The organism is Flagellimonas algicola (assembly GCF_005937185.1).
Taxonomy (GTDB): domain Bacteria; phylum Bacteroidota; class Bacteroidia; order Flavobacteriales; family Flavobacteriaceae; genus Flagellimonas; species Flagellimonas algicola.
On the sequence record NZ_VCNI01000001.1, the window covers coordinates 1,914,300 to 1,933,340 of the forward strand.

Genomic DNA, 19,041 nt, shown 5'->3' on the forward strand with positions numbered 1-19,041 from the left:
TCAAATCAATTCCATGTTGAACATCCTTTTAACCGTATCGTATAACTCGGAATACTCAGATTTAAATTGTTTTGGGCTTTCTACAAAATTCTCCGCCATTACGGCAAAGAATTCATAGAAGTTGGTCATTCCATATTCCCTAAAATAGTTCGAATTGGATAAGGTATCCTGAAACTCCCTGGATTCAAAAATATTTTTGATTTGTATCAAACCCACCTTGAATCTACGAGCTTCCCAGGAAGCTTTTTTTCTAGTTTCGAACATCAACGCATGAGCCACTTCATGTATACCAAGATTCCTGTTGTCATTGGGTATACTGAATCCTTTGGCCAAGTCTTCCGCAGAAAAAACCAGGATTCTTAAGTTGGGGTTGTACTCTCCAATATGATGACTTTTCCCGATTCTGGAGTAATATTTATCCGGATAAATGATAATTCTTGAAATGGATTTCTCAAACCTGAAATCGTTCATCCCCATAGTCAATAGAATGGCCGAAGCGGACACATAAGCCTTAATTTCCTCGCTGTTCTCTATATCGCCATAAAAGACAAAAGGTTTTTTGGATTTGAACCAGGCAAATCGTTTTAGGAAGGTCTTGCGTTCTTTATCGTTAAATTGACGATAAGGCAGCAAAAAACTACTTATGAAATTTCGTTCCCTAGCCGTAATCCGGCGAACCGGATGAAATACATTATAAAAAGTGAATCGCTCTCCAAAAAATTGCTGATATCCTACTCGGGCAAAAACATACAGCAGACCAATCGCCAAAACCAGTGCAGCGATTTCTTTTTGTGTTGGTGTAAGCCCTAATCCATCCATTACATCCGTTCAGGAACAACTATCCCCAAAAGCTTAAAGGCCGACTGAATGACCTCTCCTACTTTACTGGACAATTGTACCCTAAAAAGTTTTTTGTTTTCGTCAGGTTCTCCTAAAATGGAAACCTGCTGATAGAAGGAGTTGAACTCCTTTACGAGGTCGTATGTATAGTTGGCAATCAAAGCCGGACTATAATTTTCTGCGGCCAATTGTACCGTTTCTGGAAAGAGTTGGATTTGTTTGAGCAATTCTTTTTCCTTTTCATGTAGTTCTAATGTCATGTCCAACGCAGTCGAGACATCAAAATTGGCCTTTCGTAATATCGATTGGATCCGAGCATAGGTGTATTGGATAAACGGCCCGGTATTCCCTTGAAAATCCACCGACTCTTCTGGGTTAAACAGGATTCGTTTTTTGGGGTCCACCTTTAGGATATAGTACTTAAGTGCCCCGAGTCCAATAGTACGGTACAGCTTTATTCTTTCTCCTTCGGAATAACCGTCCAATTTGCCCAACTCCTTGGAGATTTCTTCTGCGGTCTGCTCCATGTTGCTGATCAAGTCATCCGCATCCACCACGGTGCCTTCCCTACTCTTCATCTTTCCACTGGGCAAATCCACCATTCCATAACTCAAATGGTACAGTTGCTGAGCCCATTGGTAACCCAATTTTTTCAGGATAAGGAAAAGTACTCTAAAGTGATAGTCCTGCTCATTCCCAACCGTGTATACCAACCCTTTGATGTCTGGGAAATCGGTGACCCGTTGAATGGCCGTACCAATATCCTGGGTCATATACACCGCTGTGCCATCTGACCGTAGTACAATTTTCTCATCCAATCCTTCATCCGTAAGATCAATCCAAACGCTTCCATCTTCTTTTTTAAAGAAAACACCTCGTTCCAGACCATCCTTTACCATGTCCCTGCCCAAAAGATAGGTGTCACTTTCATAGTACAAGGTGTCAAAATCAACCCCCAGATTTTTATAGGTCATATCAAATCCATCATAGACCCAGCCGTTCATCTTTTTCCAAAGGGCAACGGTATCAGCATCCCCTGATTCCCATTTCCGAAGCATTTCCTGGGCTTCTAGTAGGATGGGGGCTTCCTTTTCAGCTTGTTCTTTGGATGTTCCTGAGTCCACCAACTCGGCAATCTGGGCTTTATAGGCCTGATCAAAGGCCACATAATATTTCCCAACCAGATGATCCCCTTTTAATCCTGACGATTCTGGGGTTTCGCCTTCTCCAAACTTCTGCCAGGCCAGCATGCTTTTACAGATATGGATCCCACGATCATTAATAATCTGGGTTTTGTACACCTTCTTTCCTGCCGCTTTAAGGATTTCCGAAACCGAATATCCAAGGAGGTTGTTTCGAATATGGCCCAAATGCAAAGGTTTATTGGTGTTGGGGGAAGAATATTCCACCATCACGGCATCATTGGATGCTGTTTTCACATATCCATACTCCTTTTGGCCCACTATGGAATTGAAAAAATCAAGGTAATATCCGTCTTCAACCACAAGATTCAAAAAACCCTTGACCACGTTGAATTTGGCTACTTCAAATACATGTTCCTGCAGATACTCGCCAATCTTGTTTCCAATTTCAACAGGGTTACCTTTTACAAAGCGTAACATGGGAAAAACAACCACGGTAATATCCCCTTCAAAATCTTTTCGGGTGGGCTGAAATTCAACGGTTGGAAGTTCCACTTGGTACAACTCCCCTACCGCTTTGATCACACTTTGTGAAATTACTTTTTGCAAACTCATGTATCTGGGCTTTTCAGCCAGCAAAACTACATATTTTTTGTGCGTTTCCACCAAGAATAATGGGCTTTGACCTCAACTAACCCAGCGATTTTGGTTAATTTTAAAGATGCTTTTGAACGTATCCTACAATGACAAAACAAGAACACAGAAGATAGATGCTGCGGTTGGGAAGCCCTTTTCGCTAAAAGAACGGTTTAACATGGGTGGAATTGGTTCTCCCAAACTTTATATTACAGAAACCAGTATAGAAATCCAAAACCTACTCATTCTGGACAATAATTTGAATACTTGCAACATTGAGATACGCCCCAAAGGCATCATTGTCCGCTTCCGATCCCTTTTGGAAACTTATGGGTTAATTATCCCCTATTACAAGCTCAAAATATACAAGGGAGACATGGCTGTTTATTCGATTTATAAAGATCATTACTTCATCAAGGTTAAATCAGACACCAAGGCCATCCAGAAATTTTTTAAAAAATTGTTGGATTATAAAGCGGATAACACCCCAACTTCTATTGAAGACCTTTAGATTTTCAGCCAACATTTGTTACAAATTCCTGTTAAAGTCGTCTACGTCTAAGCAACCCTTTAGTTATTTAGACTGTCTTTAATCAAAAGAACGAACAGATGCCCAAATTCAATCCGCTACTTACCCTTTGCTTTTTTCTAGCATTGGGCAATCTTTCCGCCCAGACCATCGGCTCCAAACTCATCGATGCCAAAACTCAAAAGGGAATTCCCTATGCCACCGTTCAGTATGGGGAACACCAGGGTGTTATTACCAATGAAGAAGGACTTTTCAGCTTTATTTTGGACGAAACCATCACCCCAGACTCCATATACATTTCCTCCATGGGGTATCAGAAAAAGGGATTTACCCTGCAACAACTACAAGACAGCGTCATTGCCATCTCGGCCAAGGCCATAGAACTCACAGGGGTCTATCTATTTGACAAAGAATTGACCGTTGATGAAATTATGGAAAGAGTAGAAGACCGACTTCCCACCAATTACAATACGGAGCCGTTAAAACAGCGTTTCTTTTTGAGGCAGTCCAGTTTTAACACCCTTCAGAAAATGAACATTGAATTCAAAAAATCTACCATAGCGGAACTGGACAAGCATTTGATTGATAGCATCGTGTCCATTCTACCAAAAAACTCGGCCTATTATACCGAAACTTTGGGCGATTACTATAAAAATGGAGAGGAAAACAAGTTGGAGATCTTAAAGGCTGCCGAATTGTATGACAAAAGCAATGAGGGATCCATGGAAGCTCTTTCAGATAAAATGGAGGCTATTTTTAGGGCCAATGTAAAACCGGATTCCTATCTGAAAATCAAATCGGGGATTTTTGGGGAAAAAGTGCCAGTGGATTCCATACTGGAAAATGAGGACGAAGTAGCTGAAATTGAGGAAGAGCTCAAAAAACCGGAAAAAAACTACTTTTTGGGAAATCGCAAACATATTTTGGGTGAGATTACGGAGCAGTTTTTTGGTAAGTCGAAATTGGATGTAGTTAAAAAGTTGAACCGCTACGAATATGAGCTTTTGGGCTACTCCGAGTTGGACAACCAAGGAGTGTATGTTGTGGGCTTTGCCCCAAAGCGTGGTGCCGATTTTCAGGGAAAACTTTTCGTCAACATCGAGGATTTTGCCATTATGCGCATGGATTATGAAAATGTAAAGATCCTACGCAGCATTAAATTATTGGGTTTTAGCTATCAAGAACTTAAATATTTTGGCAGCACGGTGTTTTCCAAGTTTAGCGGGGATAAATATCAGCATAAGTTCATAAATTTCACCTTTGGGAAGAAAATGGGGGTGGACAGACCGCTAAAAGTGATTGAGAAGAACAAACATGTTAAAGGCCGAAGAAAACAAAACGAACTCTCCCTGGCACTGGACCTGGTTAATTACAACACCGAAAAATACGAACTGGTAGTGTATGATTCTGATACAGTTTCCAAAACGGATTTTGAAAATTTAAAAGAGGACGAAACCGTAAAGGCCACTTACCTATCGGCCTATAATCCTGAGTTTTGGAAGGGCTACACCATTATGGAGCCTAATAGGGCCATTAGGGAGTTTGTAGTAGAAGGGGAGTAATTTCCACACCTCCGGTTCCAGTATAGCTGGAACCACCTCCCCTTGAAAAGAGAGGAGTTTATTTCAAGATAAATTTTAGTAATACGGCACTATAGTAACGTATTGGCTGCTATTAGGCTCCTCCTTTCTAAAGAGGGGAGGTGTGTTGATACCCTGTATCAACACGGAGGGGTCATCCGTCAACCCAAAACGTCCATCCATCAATTGGCACCCTCCAATTACAAACCCCTGTTCTTTCTTTATCCCAAATTTTAAATTCTTAAGTTATGGGAAAGAAAACCCCACTTTGCTTGTGCCTATTAATTGTAGGCTTTTTGATTTTGTCCTGTCAAGATGAATCTCCTAAGGACACCGCTGCAGTCAATTTACCTTACATTTCCAGTTTCAGTCCTGCAGAAGGAAAAGCTGGCAAGACCACCGTTAACATAAGTGGTGGAAACTATGGAGTGTCAGCAGAAGAAATCACAGTTAAATTTGAAGGCATTGCCGCTAAAATAAACGCTGTGTCCGAAACCGGAATTGAAGTTATCGTGCCTGAAAATGCAAAGTCAGGACGAATTAGCCTAATTTCAAACAACAATATCAGCTTCTCCACAAAAGACTTCACGGTTATCGAAACACCAGAACCGAAAATCAAAAAATTTGATCCTGGATTTGGTAGTGTTGGAACCGAAGTCACAGTATATGGAAAGAACTTTGGAAGCACCCTAGAAGAAAATCTGGTAAAATTCAATGGAATTGAAGCCACTGTTACCGAAATTACGGATGGGGGTTTAAAAGTGATTGTCCCAGGAGGTGATGTACATGGTCCAATTACCGTAAGGGTTGAAGAAGTAACCGGAACAAGCTCCTATTATTTTGGTAATGAACTTTCCTTTTCTGGTTTTGAACCAGCTGAGAGTTATGCCGGTCACACCATTACCCTAAATGGAAGTAACTTTCTTTCAAGTGTACCCATATCTATTTATTTTAATGACCTTAAGGCAAGTATCCAAGGTATAACGGATACTCAAATTGAGGTGGAGGTTCCGCTCAATGTTATGGATGGACCAATTACCCTCTCCTCTCCACGGCAGTCCATTGTTAGTGACAAAGATTTCTTAGTGATACCTCCTCCAACCATTTCCCAAATGGACCCTCTTGAGGGGCCAATAGGTACCAAGGTAACTATTACAGGCACCGATTTTGACCTAGGAGTCATCTCGGTAACCTTCAATGGGGTAGAGGCAGAAGTCACATCTTCATCGGATGAACAAATAGAGGTCACGGTTCCAAATGAAGCAACCACTGGATTAATCGAGGTGAGCGTCGGTGGTCAGATTATCCAAAGTGGTGATAATGAATTTGAGGTTATAGTTCCGTAATAGCAGGCTCTGCGTAACTCAAGGGCTGCTCAGCGGCCCTTCTTTTAATGGTTTCCTTAATCCTTCAAGGTTTTGGATTGCTGCCTATATTTCCAACTCAACTTCCTAAATTTAATAACATAAATATAGGTGCTTTTCCCTTTTAAGCTGTCACTACTGGTATAGTATAGGTGTTTACCGTCTTTGGTCAAATAGGGATAAAGGTCACTGCCAGAAGTGTTCAGTTCTACCATGTTTTGAGGTTGTGTCCAAACACTGTCCTTCTTAAAACTAATATAAAGATCTCCATAGGGCGAAACGTTGGTTTCTCTCTGGGAAGCTTCAAAAATAATCAGGTTACCTTTGTCATTGACTTCCAAGTTCCATTCGCCAAAGGCCGAGTTAAGCGTGTTTCCCAAGTTCTCAGGAGGTTGAAACGCTCCATTCCGAAACTTGGACATGTACAAATCTCCCTGCCCATACCCACCGGGTCGGTCAGAGGCAAAATAGAGGTTGCCTTCCCCATCCGTTCGAGGGCTGTATTCCGTTTTTTCAGAGTTTATCGGATAAGGCAGAACCGAAGGTTTCCCCCATCTACCTTTTTCATTTCTGGTCACCTTCCAAATATCTGCTGAAGAACTTTGGTCTGTTCCTGGTCTATTGGAAATAAAGAAAATCGTGTTTCCATCTTTGGTCAAGTGTGGGTCGCTGTCGTCATGGGTTCTGGAAAACGAAGCTAGTTTGGGTGTGGACCATTTACCATTTTTATTTTCTGCATGGTAAATACCACTTTTCATATCCCCACTGCCCCATGCTTGTTCACTTCGTGTAAAGTAGATTTCCGTACCGTCTGAAGAAAATGTACACGAATACTCTACGGCATTTGTAGAAATGTTTCCTGGTTCAAACTTGATAATCTCTTTTGGGTTGGTACATCCTATCCAGACGGATACTCCTAAAACCAACAATGCCGAGCTAAGCTTTCTTGAATTTCCCATATTGAACCCACCCTTATTTGAGGGAACAATCAAGATACGAAATGAACTACTATGCGACTTTCTTAATTTTTCGGTAAAAACACTTCTGCCATCATACAGCGGGCAGAGCCTCCACCGCAGGTTTCAATGGTATCCAAGGAACTATGGATAATAGGGCAGTGCTTTTCTATAGCTGTAATTTGGTCCGGGCGCAAGCTGTTATAAGCTGCGGAACTCATTACCATATATCGTTGCCCTTCAGCACCAACCACCTGTAACATATTGCCTGCAAATTGGTACATCTGCGCCTCGGTGATGTCAATAATTTCCTTGCCATCTGCCCTCAGGTGCTCAACCACGCTTTTGCGTTCTTTTTTGTCATCAATGGTATCTAAACAGATAACGGCAAATGTCTCCGCCATGGCCATCATTACATTGGTATGGTAAATTGGCAAACGTTTACCATCCACCGTCTGATTCGCTGTAAAGATGACAGGGAAGCAGTCAAAATCTTCACAGAACTCAATAAATAGCTCTTCATGGGCCCGTTCAGATAAGGCGCAATAAGCTTTTTGATTTACACGATCCTTTAAGATGCTTCCGGTACCCTCCAAAAAAATCCCTTCTTCCTCAGCAGCGGTGTAATCCATTACGTTATTGATTACAAATCCTTCTGCTTCCAAGATATCAAAAATGTCTTCCCTTCGTTCTTTCCTTCGGTTTTCGGCAAACATCGGATATACACATACGGTACCGCTGGCATGGAAGGATATCCAGTTGTTCGGAAAAATGGAATCTGGGGTATCCGGTTCCTTGGTATCTTCTATGACAACCACGCGAACCCCGTGACCCCTTAGCTTGGTCACAAAGGCATCAAACTCCTGCTGGGCCATGGTATTGATTTCGGTTGCTGTGAGCTTGGGTTGCTCCTGAAAATAGTTGTTAACGGCCGTTTGCTCATTCATTCTGAAGTTCACTGGCCGGACCATTAAAATGGTATTGGTAATCTGCATTGCTCGCTTATCTTTTTCTTTTTATTTGCGAGGGTAAATATACGTGCAATTGGAACAATTTTAGCTAAGAAAAAATACCAAAAAGAGCTTTTTTTTAGTTGAAATTTCCGTGGAAATCCACCTCAAGCCCGAAGGGGTTTAACAGCTTGTCTATCAAAACACTAACTGTACGTCGGTCAAGCTGTAAAGATGCAGAAAATGGGGTTCCAATGCCTTCTGAACCCCAAATTTCCCTAATAACATCCAAAGTGATCTCCGAATCAATTTTGTTTAACGATATTGCCAAGAACTGTGGCGTAACCCCTACGCCTGAGACATGCTCATTTTTTAACTTCGGATATAGGGGCAACAGGCCCTTTTTCAATTCAAATTCCGAGACAATCCTTTCAGGATAAAACCAGGTCTCGTTGGCCCATTTATAGGGTATCCCATATCCTTGGAGAATCCCAGTAGCTCCTATTCGCTGCATGGCTCCAAAGGCCTTGTCATCTGGTGGAACATCCACAAATGGCATGATAAAGGCCCTGCTCTCCAAAAGCGCCTGTTGCACTTTCCTGATAGACACTTCGGAAGTATTCTTTTGCTCCTTTACCGCAATAGCTGCTATTGTTCCAGCAGCCTGTCCAATACCCAAGACCACCGGTTGCAAACGGGTGGTCCCGTTGACTATGTTTGACACACCGATATTTTTATCCGAAACCAAAAAGTTATCTACCTGTTCAGGAATCAAACTACCCATTGGAATGGAGTACGACGGAACCTTGATGTTGATAAATTCGATTTTTGGAGTATCCGAGTTCTTGTCATGATGATGGTCAATGGGGTAATCTCCCACGGCCACACCGGTTCTGTAGAGTTTAAAATCATACGGCCGTTCCAAATGATCCACGACCAGAAATGTTTTTCCTTTGGCTCGTCTCCCCTCACGATGATATGGAATCATGGGGAAACTGTCTTTTGTAGGAAATTCATTGGCCAATCTTAAATTGTTATATCCCAAATCATTCTGAATATAGTACACAAATCCTTGGGTAAAGTCTTTTGCTTGCTTCAATGCCTCTTCTTGCTGGGCTTGAGTCATTTCTGGCCAATCCACAAAAAAGTCGTTCCCGCAATTGGGCCAATTGATCATGTATTTGTCGTTGGGCAATTTCCCATAGGTCAGCATTTGATCACAATCCGCTACGGAACCGAACATTTCACCTCCCTCGCGCTTGCAGGCACAGGCATAGGCATTAGGGTTGTAGTCTTTTGGTCTTCTAACGAGGCCCTTGCGATTTTTTTCATCCCCAACATCCTTTAGGATGGCTACGTAGGTTAAATCCTGTACTATGGAATTGGCACTTTCAGGTGCTTCCTTTTCCCCAGTATCCGCTTTGGAATCCATTCCCAAACGAAAATTGGCCCCAACCAAGGGTAGCAGTTCCCCTGTTTCGGTAGCATCAATTAGAATGGAAGCTTCGGTAGAAAATGATTTGCCCTTCTTCTTATACTGCACCAACCACTTGCCATCCAATTTTTCCACACTATCGAATTTAGCTTGGTACTCAACATCCAGATTGTCAAGGTTGGCCATTTCTGTCAAAATCGCCATGCCTACAGAAGGCTCAAAAAGGGTATGGCTGACCCATCCTGTCGCGACAGCCTTGGGTCCACCATAATGATCATATAGTTTTTGGCGGAATTCACCCCAAATCCCTGACGGCATTTTGTGATTACCGTCTATCGCGGACACCCCAGCCGCAGTGAGCATTCCTCCCAACCATGCGGTTTTTTCAATGATCTGAACCTTGGCACCCATGCGTGCGGCTTGAATACCTGCAGACGTGCCACCGGCACCTCCACCGATAATTACAATTTCAACCTCGCTTTGAGAGTAGGCGACTAGCGAAAGTAAAGAACAAATTAAAAAATAGGATGTTCTAACAAATTTGGTCATATCTCAAAACTACAGAAATTCTCTTCTACAAATTCAAGATTGCAGACCGAATATCGGTATACAGAAAAAGTTAAAAATTAGCTCCCGTTCAGTCTCTGATCAACGGCATAGTACTACAACGCAGCAGTCCTTCCTGTTTGGCTATCTCTGCATAAGGAATTTCCTCAACTGTGAAACCTTGCTTGCGTAACCAGTTGTTTAAGCGGGTAAAGTTTTGTTCGGAAACCACAACCTCAGGGGAAATGGAAAATACATTGCTGTACATTTGATACATTTCTTCTTTTGTAATTTCAAAAATGTTCTCTTTTCCAAAATAATCCACCAACCAATGGTACTCTTCTTCCACCAAAAAACCGTTTTTGTGCAGAATGGCCTTGTCCTTGCCCACGGGTTGAAAACAGCAATCCAAATGCAAAGCATTCTCTTTGGCATTGGTATTGGATTTCCGTAACTCAAATGGCTTGACCTTTTTATGGGGAAATTGTGCTTTTAGAAATTCCACGGCCTCTTTGTTTGTCCGAGCCGTGATAAAATCAGGATAATCTGTACCTGTATATGTCCCTACTAAAATATAGTCATTCCAGGGCATCACATCCCCTCCTTCAATATGCACTTCTTGGGGAGGTCTAATAATTTTATTCGGATCTATTTTTTCAAGTACTCCGTGAATGGCCTCAAATTCGCGTTCGCGATCTGGAAGAATATTGGAATGAAATAATTTATCTTCTATAACAAAGGCAATGTCCCTTGAGAATATTTGGTTACAATCTATCAGCACATCCGGTCTGTAAACGGTAACGCCATGTTTTTGGAACACTTGGGCAAAAGCATCCATTTCCTTGACCATATCCGCTTCGGTTGGATAGGTTCCTGCCAAAATGTGTTCCAATGATTTTGGGTCATAAGCTTCTTCCGGTTTGGGTACAGGGCCACAGCTTTCGGCCGTACCCAAGATAACTGCCTTTAATGGGCTGGTTTCGTTTTCAATATGCAATTGCATCATAGTTTCAATTTTCAATTCCAAAAGGATGCGTCACTATCCGTATTGGGAGGAAATCCTCAAAAATACTATGGCAAAACTAGTGCTTTGCAAGTGATTTTCCACCTCACGAAATAGAAAATGTCATTGTTGGATAGGGGGTTTTTGGAACAATAAATGTCAAATCCCCCAATATGATTTAACTTATTGATTATCAATATATTAAATTTGATTTATTTTTAAAAAATACTGTTCAAACCTGCCAAAAATACTTGGGATAATACTAACTTTAAATGAAGATACTGTCCTTGGATGAAAAAGATTGTTCCATTCATCGGTTTTATAGCAGTGGTGAGCCTTGGTTTGGCCTCCTTAAGCATTTTCCCCGAAAAAGTTTCCCTCCCAATTACTTTTGGGGGTCCGGCTCCCAATGCCCCTGACCAATCCACCAAATATTCCGATTGTATTGATTCGCTAGACTTATCCAAGCATTTAACAAAGCAACCTCAATCAAATTCAGAGGGTTCTTCGTCATTTGAAGGGATGGACACCTCCTTAAAAAAATACAGCCAATCCATGGACTCTGTAGTAAACAATCTTACCGCTTTGGAAGCCCATCAGTTTTTGCATGCTGCCTATAAAAAATATAAGAATACCCTGCAATCCGATTCTCTATCTGAAGCAAAGTCCTATTATCTTTTGGGTGCCATGCAAATTTGTTACCAACTGGATAAATCCTTAAATCTTACTTCAGATACCCAGGAAAAAAATGCCAAATAAAAAGGCGACCTCAAAGTCGCCTCTCCATCTTTTGATATGTACACTATATTATCTTTTGGCTACAGAGACAAAGGGTCTATGATTTTCGCCAATATAAATCTGTCTAGGACGTCCTATGGGCTCTCCACGTAGACGCATTTCCCTCCATTGTGCAATCCATCCCGGTAATCTTCCCAAAGCAAACATTACGGTAAACATTTCGGTAGGAATTCCTAGGGCCCTATAGATTATTCCAGAGTAAAAGTCCACATTTGGATATAACTTGCGTTTTACGAAGTACTCATCTTCCAAGGCTTCTTTTTCCAAGCCCTTGGCGATATCCAAAATGGGATCATCAATACCCAAATTGCCCAAAACCTCATCCGCAGCCTTTTTAATGATTTTGGCTCTTGGATCAAAGTTTTTATATACTCTGTGACCGAAGCCCATCAAACGGAAAGGATCATTTTTATCCTTGGCCTTGGCCATATATTTTTTGGTATCCCCGCCATCTTCCTGAATGGCCTCCAACATCTCCAAAACTGCCTGGTTGGCACCTCCGTGCAAGGGACCCCAAAGGGCAGAAATTCCCGCAGAAAGGGATGCAAACAATCCCGCATGGGACGAACCAACTATCCGAACCGTGGAAGTGGAACAGTTCTGCTCATGATCTGCATGCAATATGAGCAGTTTATCCAAAGCATCAATGGCTATACCATCCCTTTTGTATTCTTGGCTAGGTTTCTTGAACATCATTTTATGGATGTTCTCGACATAACCCAAGCTATCATCCCCATAATCCAATGGCAATCCTTTCTTCTTTCGTTGGGTCCAAGCTACCAATACTGGAAATTTGGCCAAAATGCGTACAATAGAGTGATACATTGCCTTCTCTGATGAAACATCAACTGAAGTGGGATTAAATGCCACCAAAGCACTGGTTAATGAAGAAAGCACGCCCATGGGGTGCGCAGATTTTGGAAAAGCGTCCAAAATCTTTTTCATTTCCTCATCCACATGGGACTCCTCCTTAATATCGTTATGGAATGTCTCCAGTTGTTCCTTGTTGGGAAGTTCTCCAAAAATCAGAAGGTATGCCACTTCCAAAAAATCAGCTTTTTCGGCCAGATCTTCGATAGAATATCCTCTATAGCGTAAAACTCCCTTTTCCCCATCCAAAAAGGTAATAGCACTTTCACAGGAACCGGTATTCTTATATCCCGGGTCTATGGTTACTATTCCGCTAGTGCCACGAAGGGTTTTGATATCAATAGCGTGCTCATTTTCAGAGCCTTTGATAACTGGAAATTCGTATTTCTCACCTGCATATTCGAGTATTGCTTTGTCCGACATTTTAACTGATAAAGGATTAATAAAACAGAAGGTGAAAATTACGAAAAAGCGCAGCCATTAACAATTTCTGAGCGCCCTTTCTAGGTGCGCAAAAACACAAATAAATGTTAAGTTTCCAACAGCTTATTCCGTATCGAACTGATAGAGGTCTTTGTAGTACTTGTCTACCGATTTTTTCCAGGTAAACCTCATTTTTTTGGCGGCAGTCTGCACTTTTTTCCATGCCGGTTTATCATTCTGGAACATATCCAATGCCTGATCAAAACCATCCAACATACTCTTTATCTTTTCGTCGTACGTTTCACCGTCAAAGGCAAAGCCCGTTTTCATGTGTTTAACCGTATCCTTAAGTCCACCGGTGTGGTGTACCAAACAGGGATTTCCATTTCGCATGGCCAACATCTGGCTAATGCCACAGGGTTCAAATAAGCTCGGCATAAAATAGAGGTCGGATTCCAAGTAAATAGAGTCTATCAAACTTTCGGATTGCCCGTTGGTAAAAACGAAGTTTTTATGTTCATAGCTCAACTGTCTGAACAATTCTTCATATTCCGGAGCTCCGGTACCCAACAACATGAAAATCCCATCTACTTTTTCCAGTTTCTTTAAGATCTCCACAAAAGCCTCCGGAGACCGTCTAAAAAAGTAGAATTTTTGTTCCGTAAGCCTAGCTACACTAGAGGCAATGAACTTGGGCCGTTTATCCACATACTCCATGATCTTCTCCCCGGTGTGGGCCAAAAAGTCCGCTTTATACTTTTTGGATTCTTCTTGTAACCATCGGAACAGGGCTTTGACCGTATTACGGTAAATAAACCCTTTTTCCTCTATATTGATGTTCTTGTAGTTACACCCGTTCAAAATCCCGAACAATCTTCCTTCCTCATCCGCAGTGCGCAAATCCTGCTCCAGACTTTCCCCTCCGATAAACTCTGGAGGCGAGCTAGGTTTCATTACGTCTTCCTTATAGGATGGGGATACGGTATGCACGGCATCCGCAAAGCGGATTCCAACGGCCATCAGGTTGATGCAGTCCTGATAGCGATAGTCCATCAAGGTCCTATGGTCAAAAACGACATCGGGAAACCAATTTCTAACCGAGGAATAATTGTCATCAAAAGGACGAATCCCTTGTATGGCCAAATTATGGATGCTGTACACAAAACGGATATCCTTTAGGTTGGTATACTCTTGATGGTATGCTCTTAAAAATAAGAGCAAACTGGCATGCCAGTCGTGCAAATGAATTATGTCTATGTCTCCAAACGCTCCTTTTTTAACCGCTTCGGCCACCGCTGTATTAAAGATGAAATATTTAATGGCATCCGTATAAAAGGGCTCTTCAGGGTCATTGTGATAAATATGGGCAATATCTCCGGCTTCAATTTCCGGATGATGGAGCACATAGTGAACTATATTGGGAAATTCCTTTTTGGGTTTCACCTCAAACAATTCGGCGGTATACGAGAGTCCCCGAAGACTAAAATTAAGGTGGGTCTTGAAAAGTCCATCCTGATGCAATCTGCTGTAAGAGGGTACAATCACATGAACTTTGTCCCCATGTTCCGAAATCTGTCTGGGAACATCCCTAACCACATCTCCCATTCCACCCGCCTTGCAATTGGCCAAGGCATCGTTTTCGGCTGCTACAAAAAGAAAATTCTTCATTTAGGTAAGTTTGCTTGGTTTATTGAATTAAGTTAGCCAAAGTTCCTTTTTGAAACAAAAAAAAGCCTTTCACATTTCTGAAAGGCCTTTTCATTGCTATTAAATCATCAACAATTAATTTACTTTGAATGCTTTTTCCTGCGGATAATAGGCCGTACTTCCCAATTCTTCCTCAATTCTCAATAATTGGTTGTATTTGGCCATTCTATCACTTCGTGAAGCTGAACCTGTCTTAATCTGTCCCGTGTTCAACGCTACGGCCAAATCTGCGATGGTATTGTCCTCTGTTTCTCCAGACCGGTGAGACATTACTGAAGTATATCCAGCATTTTTGGCCATATTCACAGCAGCAATAGTTTCTGAAAGGGTACCAATTTGATTTACTTTGATCAAAATGGAGTTGGCTATGCCATTTTCAATTCCACGGGAAAGTCTTTCCACGTTGGTCACGAATAAATCGTCTCCTACCAATTGTACTTTATCCCCAACTTTTTCTGTCAACACTTTCCAACCGTCCCAATCGTTCTCATCCATTCCATCTTCAATGGATATGATAGGATATTTTTCACACAAATCTGCCAAATATTGCGCTTGCTCTTCGGAAGTTCTAACCACTCCTTTATCACCTTCAAACTTGGTGTAATCGTATTTTCCATTCACATAGAACTCGGCAGAAGCGCAATCCAATGCAATCATTACCTCATCCCCTAGTTTATATCCAGCTTTGTCCACTGCTTTTGCAATGGTATCCAAAGCGTCTTCCGTACCACCTTCCAAGGTTGGGGCAAACCCACCTTCATCTCCTACTGCAGTGCTCAAACCTCTATCGTGAAGTACCTTTTTAAGATTGTGGAAAATTTCAGTTCCCATTTGCATGGCATGACTAAAGTTTTTGGCCTTAACCGGCATTACCATAAACTCCTGGAATGCGATTGGGGCATCCGAGTGAGATCCCCCGTTGATGATATTCATCATAGGAACCGGAAGGGTATTGGCACTAACACCTCCTACATAGCGATACAAAGGCATTCCCAACTCATTTGCAGCAGCCTTAGCAGCGGCTAGAGACACGCCCAAAATAGCGTTGGCACCCAACTTTGATTTGTTTGGAGTTCCATCCAAGGCAATCATGGCATCGTCAATTTGGTTTTGCTCAAAAACTGAAGTGCCCACCAATTCTTCGGCAATTATGGTATTTACGTTATTCATGGCCTGGCCTACGCCTTTGCCCATAAACGAACTTCCACCATCCCTAAGTTCAACGGCTTCATGCTCTCCTGTAGAAGCGCCGGAAGGTACGGCAGCTCTTCCCAAAATGCCATTTTCGGTAATCACATCTACCTCTACGGTAGGATTACCTCTCGAGTCTAAAATCTGTCTTGCATGAATGTTGATAATAATGCTCATGTGAACTTAAATTTATGGTTGAAATTAATTCGGCAAAGATACAAAAGGAGTGCAGTTTTGCTTCATGATAAGGCTCATAAAACACTGATAATAACCTAAAAATAAACTACAACGTTTTAGTTGCGCCCAGTTTCTATGGCCTCAAAAAATTGGTCAAATAGATAATCTGCATCATGGGGTCCCGGGCTGGCTTCCGGATGGTATTGTACCGAAAATACCTCCTTATCCTTCATTTTGATTCCAGCAACAGTGTTATCATTCAAATGCATATGGGTAATCTCTAAATCTGGATTGGCTTCGGTTTCTTCCCTGTTTATGGCAAAACCATGGTTTTGGGAAGTAATTTCCCCTTTTCCGGTGACCAAATTAAGAATAGGATGGTTGATTCCTCGGTGCCCGTTGTGCATCTTATAGGTTGACACCCCGTTGGCCAAGGCTAATACTTGATGACCTAGGCAGATTCCAAACAAGGGTTTGTTGGACTCTATCATCTCCTTGGCTGTTGCAATCGCATCGGTCAATGGCTCTGGGTCTCCAGGTCCATTTGATATGAAGTACCCATCCGGATTCCAAGCTTCCAGCTCCTTAAAAGGCGTATTGTACGGAAATACCTTGACATAGGCGCCCCTCTTTGCCAAATTCCGTAGAATGTTCTTTTTGATGCCTATATCCAAGGCTGAAATTTTGATTTTGGCGTCTTCCTCGCCAAAGTAATAGGGTTCCTTGGCGGAAACTTTGGAAGCCAATTCCAATCCTTCCATACTCGGTACCTTTTTCAACTCTTCCTTTAGCGCATCCAGCTCATCCACTCGTGTAGAGATCAAAGCGTTCATGGCTCCATTATCCCGAATATAGCTCACCAAAGCGCGGGTATCCACATCGGAAATGGCGAATAGGTTGTTTTTGTCCAAAAACTCCAGAAGGCTCATATCTGCATCAGGTCTTGAATACTCATAACTGAAATTCTTGACGATCAATCCAGCAATTTTAATGGAATCGGATTCCACTTCATCCAAATTGGCTCCATAGTTGCCTATATGTGCGTTGGTGGCCACCATCAGTTGCCCGTAGTAAGAGGGGTCTGTAAAAATTTCCTGGTAACCGGTCATTCCCGTGTTAAAGCATACTTCTCCAACGGCGGTCCCTTCTTTGTTTCCGATGGCCTTTCCATAAAAAATGGTGCCGTCTGCCAACAACACCAGTGCCTTTTTCTTAGCGTGATACTTCATTGTGGTTTTAAAATTTCAGTTTGACAAAAAAACATAAAAAAAGGATAAGTTTTCACTTATCCTTTTTCCACTAATACAATAGTTAATAACATTCTTCTTATTCTTCTGAATCGTCAGCTGTTTTGGTTTCGGCTACCGGAGCAGCTTCAACTTTTTTACCTCCTCCTCTTCTACTTCTTCTAGTAGTTTTCTTGGCAGGTTTACCAGCGTTGTATAACTCATTGAAGTCTACCAACTCGATCATGGCCATATCGGCATTATCCCCAAGTCGGTTACCTAATTTGATAATTCGGGTGTATCCACCAGGTCTTTCACCAACTTTTTCTGCAACCGCTCCAAATAGTTCGGTAACTGCATACTTGTTTCTAAGGCTAGCGAAAACAATCCTTCTGTTGTGCGTACCTTTTTCAGTAGTTTGGTTGTTCTCTGTTTTGGCCTTGGTGATCAATGGCTCAACAAACTGCTTAAGCGCTTTGGCTTTGGCAACAGTAGTGTTGATTCTCTTATGCTCTATTAGGGAGCTAGCCATATTGGCCAACATTGCCTTTCTGTGGGCAGCTGTTCTCCCTAAGTGGTTAAATTTCTTTCCGTGTCTCATCTTTCTGTTTTATCATCTTGCTACCAAATCCCGATAGTCATCAGGAGAGCAAAATATGATTACTTAATCTTTGTCCAATTTATATTTTGACAAATCCATTCCAAACTGAAGTCCTTTGTTGATAACCAATTCTTCCAATTCGGTCAAGGATTTTTTACCAAAGTTCCTGAACTTCATCAAATCGTTTTTGTTGAAAGAAACCAAATCTCCCAAAGTATCCACTTCGGCAGCTTTAAGACAATTCAATGCCCTAACGGACAAATCCATGTCTACTAATTTGGTCTTCAACAACTGACGCATGTGCAATGACTCTTCATCGTAAGTCTCTGTTTGGGCAATTTCATCAGCCTCAAGGGTGATACGCTCATCAGAGAACAACATAAAGTGGTGAATCAAAACTTTGGCAGCTTCGGTCAATGCATCTTTTGGGTGGATGGAACCATCAGTGATGATTTCAAAAACCAATTTTTCGTAATCGGTCTTTTGCTCTACCCTAAAGTTTTCGATGCTGTATTTTACATTCTTTACTGGAGTGTAAACAGAATCAACCGCAATGCTTCCCAAGGGGGCATTGGATTTCTTGTTTTCCTCAGCAGGAACGTATCCACGACCTTTTTCGATAATAACCTCTAGGTTAATACTTACTTTGGGATCCATGTTACAGATGACCAAATCAGGATTCAATACTTGGTATCCTGAAATGAACTTCTGGAAATCTCCAGCGGTCAACTGCTCTTTTCCGCTTACGGAAACAGAAACTGTTTCACTTTCAACATCATCAATCTGTCTTTTGAAACGAACCTGTTTCAGGTTCAGAATCATTTCCGTAACGTCTTCAACAACGCCTGGGATAACAGAAAACTCATGTTCAACTCCATCAATACGCACGGAAGTAATTGCAAAACCTTCCAAAGAGGAAAGTAGAACTCTTCTCAGCGCATTCCCAACTGTTAATCCATAACCAGGTTCCAAAGGGCGAAATTCAAATTTCCCTTCGAAATCTGTTGAATCTATCATTATAACTTTATCGGGCTTCTGAAAATTAAGTAATGCCATATTGGATTAAT

The 19,041-nt window shown here is 41.8% G+C and carries 16 protein-coding genes; 4 read left to right on the top strand and 12 right to left on the bottom strand.

Annotation, left to right across the window (positions count from 1 at the left end):
* Both FGG15_RS08330 and argS read right to left on the bottom strand, forming a co-directional pair.
* A complete protein-coding gene (locus tag FGG15_RS08330) occupies window positions 1–819 on the bottom strand; it encodes a zinc-dependent peptidase (protein WP_138835124.1) in 819 nt (272 codons plus the stop codon).
* On the bottom strand, window positions 819–2,597 hold the full coding sequence (argS, locus tag FGG15_RS08335) for an arginine--tRNA ligase (RefSeq protein ID WP_138835126.1): 1,779 nt from the start codon (window positions 2,595–2,597) through the stop codon (window positions 819–821). Before argS ends, FGG15_RS08330 begins: the two co-directional genes overlap by 1 nt.
* A gap of 106 nt (window positions 2,598–2,703) precedes the next feature.
* Between argS and FGG15_RS08340 the strand changes: the two genes are divergently transcribed.
* The 3 genes from FGG15_RS08340 to FGG15_RS08350 all read left to right on the top strand — a co-directional run bounded on the left by FGG15_RS08340 (window position 2,704) and on the right by FGG15_RS08350 (window position 6,073).
* Window positions 2,704–3,129: a hypothetical protein gene (locus tag FGG15_RS08340; protein ID WP_138835128.1), complete on the top strand. Its 426-nt coding sequence runs from the start codon at window positions 2,704–2,706 to the stop codon at window positions 3,127–3,129.
* A 98-nt stretch (window positions 3,130–3,227) separates the two neighbouring features.
* Window positions 3,228–4,709 carry a peptidase associated/transthyretin-like domain-containing protein gene (locus FGG15_RS08345; protein WP_138835130.1) on the top strand — a complete coding sequence of 494 codons (1,482 nt, stop codon included), beginning with the start codon at window positions 3,228–3,230 and terminating at the stop codon, window positions 4,707–4,709.
* Between the two features lie 266 nt (window positions 4,710–4,975).
* Window positions 4,976–6,073, top strand: coding sequence for an IPT/TIG domain-containing protein (locus tag FGG15_RS08350; RefSeq protein WP_138835132.1), 1,098 nt, complete (start codon window positions 4,976–4,978; stop codon window positions 6,071–6,073).
* Between the two features lie 56 nt (window positions 6,074–6,129).
* Here FGG15_RS08350 and FGG15_RS08355 read toward each other — a convergent pair whose 3' ends face one another.
* The 4 genes from FGG15_RS08355 to FGG15_RS08370 form a co-directional block, all read right to left on the bottom strand.
* Window positions 6,130–7,050 (bottom strand): TolB-like translocation protein, encoded by a 921-nt coding sequence (locus FGG15_RS08355; RefSeq protein ID WP_138835134.1) that lies wholly within the window; start codon window positions 7,048–7,050, stop codon window positions 6,130–6,132.
* A 62-nt stretch (window positions 7,051–7,112) separates the two neighbouring features.
* Complete coding sequence (gene ctlX / locus FGG15_RS08360; protein ID WP_138835136.1) at window positions 7,113–8,042, bottom strand: citrulline utilization hydrolase CtlX; 930 nt, start codon at window positions 8,040–8,042, stop codon at window positions 7,113–7,115.
* Window positions 8,043–8,136: 94 nt separating this feature from the next.
* Window positions 8,137–9,981 (bottom strand): FAD-dependent oxidoreductase, encoded by a 1,845-nt coding sequence (locus FGG15_RS08365; protein WP_138835138.1) that lies wholly within the window; start codon window positions 9,979–9,981, stop codon window positions 8,137–8,139.
* A gap of 88 nt (window positions 9,982–10,069) precedes the next feature.
* A complete protein-coding gene (locus tag FGG15_RS08370; RefSeq protein WP_138835140.1) occupies window positions 10,070–10,984 on the bottom strand; it encodes a dimethylarginine dimethylaminohydrolase family protein in 915 nt (304 codons plus the stop codon).
* A 288-nt stretch (window positions 10,985–11,272) separates the two neighbouring features.
* Between FGG15_RS08370 and FGG15_RS08375 the strand changes: the two genes are divergently transcribed.
* A complete protein-coding gene (locus tag FGG15_RS08375) occupies window positions 11,273–11,740 on the top strand; it encodes a hypothetical protein (protein WP_138835141.1) in 468 nt (155 codons plus the stop codon).
* Window positions 11,741–11,788: 48 nt separating this feature from the next.
* On the opposite strand, the gene FGG15_RS08380 is transcribed toward FGG15_RS08375, so the two are convergent.
* From FGG15_RS08380 to FGG15_RS08405, 6 genes are all read right to left on the bottom strand, one after another.
* The gene (locus FGG15_RS08380; protein WP_138835143.1) at window positions 11,789–13,072 is read right to left on the bottom strand and encodes a citrate synthase; all 1,284 of its coding nucleotides are present in this window, start codon (window positions 13,070–13,072) and stop codon (window positions 11,789–11,791) included.
* Between the two features lie 123 nt (window positions 13,073–13,195).
* Window positions 13,196–14,740: a glycogen synthase gene (locus tag FGG15_RS08385; RefSeq protein ID WP_138835145.1), complete on the bottom strand. Its 1,545-nt coding sequence runs from the start codon at window positions 14,738–14,740 to the stop codon at window positions 13,196–13,198.
* A gap of 114 nt (window positions 14,741–14,854) precedes the next feature.
* A complete protein-coding gene (eno, locus tag FGG15_RS08390) occupies window positions 14,855–16,147 on the bottom strand; it encodes a phosphopyruvate hydratase (protein ID WP_138835147.1) in 1,293 nt (430 codons plus the stop codon).
* 116 nt (window positions 16,148–16,263) lie between these two features.
* Window positions 16,264–17,376: a glutamine-hydrolyzing carbamoyl-phosphate synthase small subunit gene (carA, locus tag FGG15_RS08395; protein ID WP_138835149.1), complete on the bottom strand. Its 1,113-nt coding sequence runs from the start codon at window positions 17,374–17,376 to the stop codon at window positions 16,264–16,266.
* A 97-nt stretch (window positions 17,377–17,473) separates the two neighbouring features.
* Window positions 17,474–17,974 (bottom strand): 50S ribosomal protein L17, encoded by a 501-nt coding sequence (gene rplQ / locus FGG15_RS08400; protein WP_138835151.1) that lies wholly within the window; start codon window positions 17,972–17,974, stop codon window positions 17,474–17,476.
* A 63-nt stretch (window positions 17,975–18,037) separates the two neighbouring features.
* Entirely contained in the window at window positions 18,038–19,030 is a 993-nt protein-coding gene (locus FGG15_RS08405) for a DNA-directed RNA polymerase subunit alpha (RefSeq protein WP_097047045.1), read from the bottom strand.
* Window positions 19,031–19,041 lie beyond the last annotated feature (11 nt).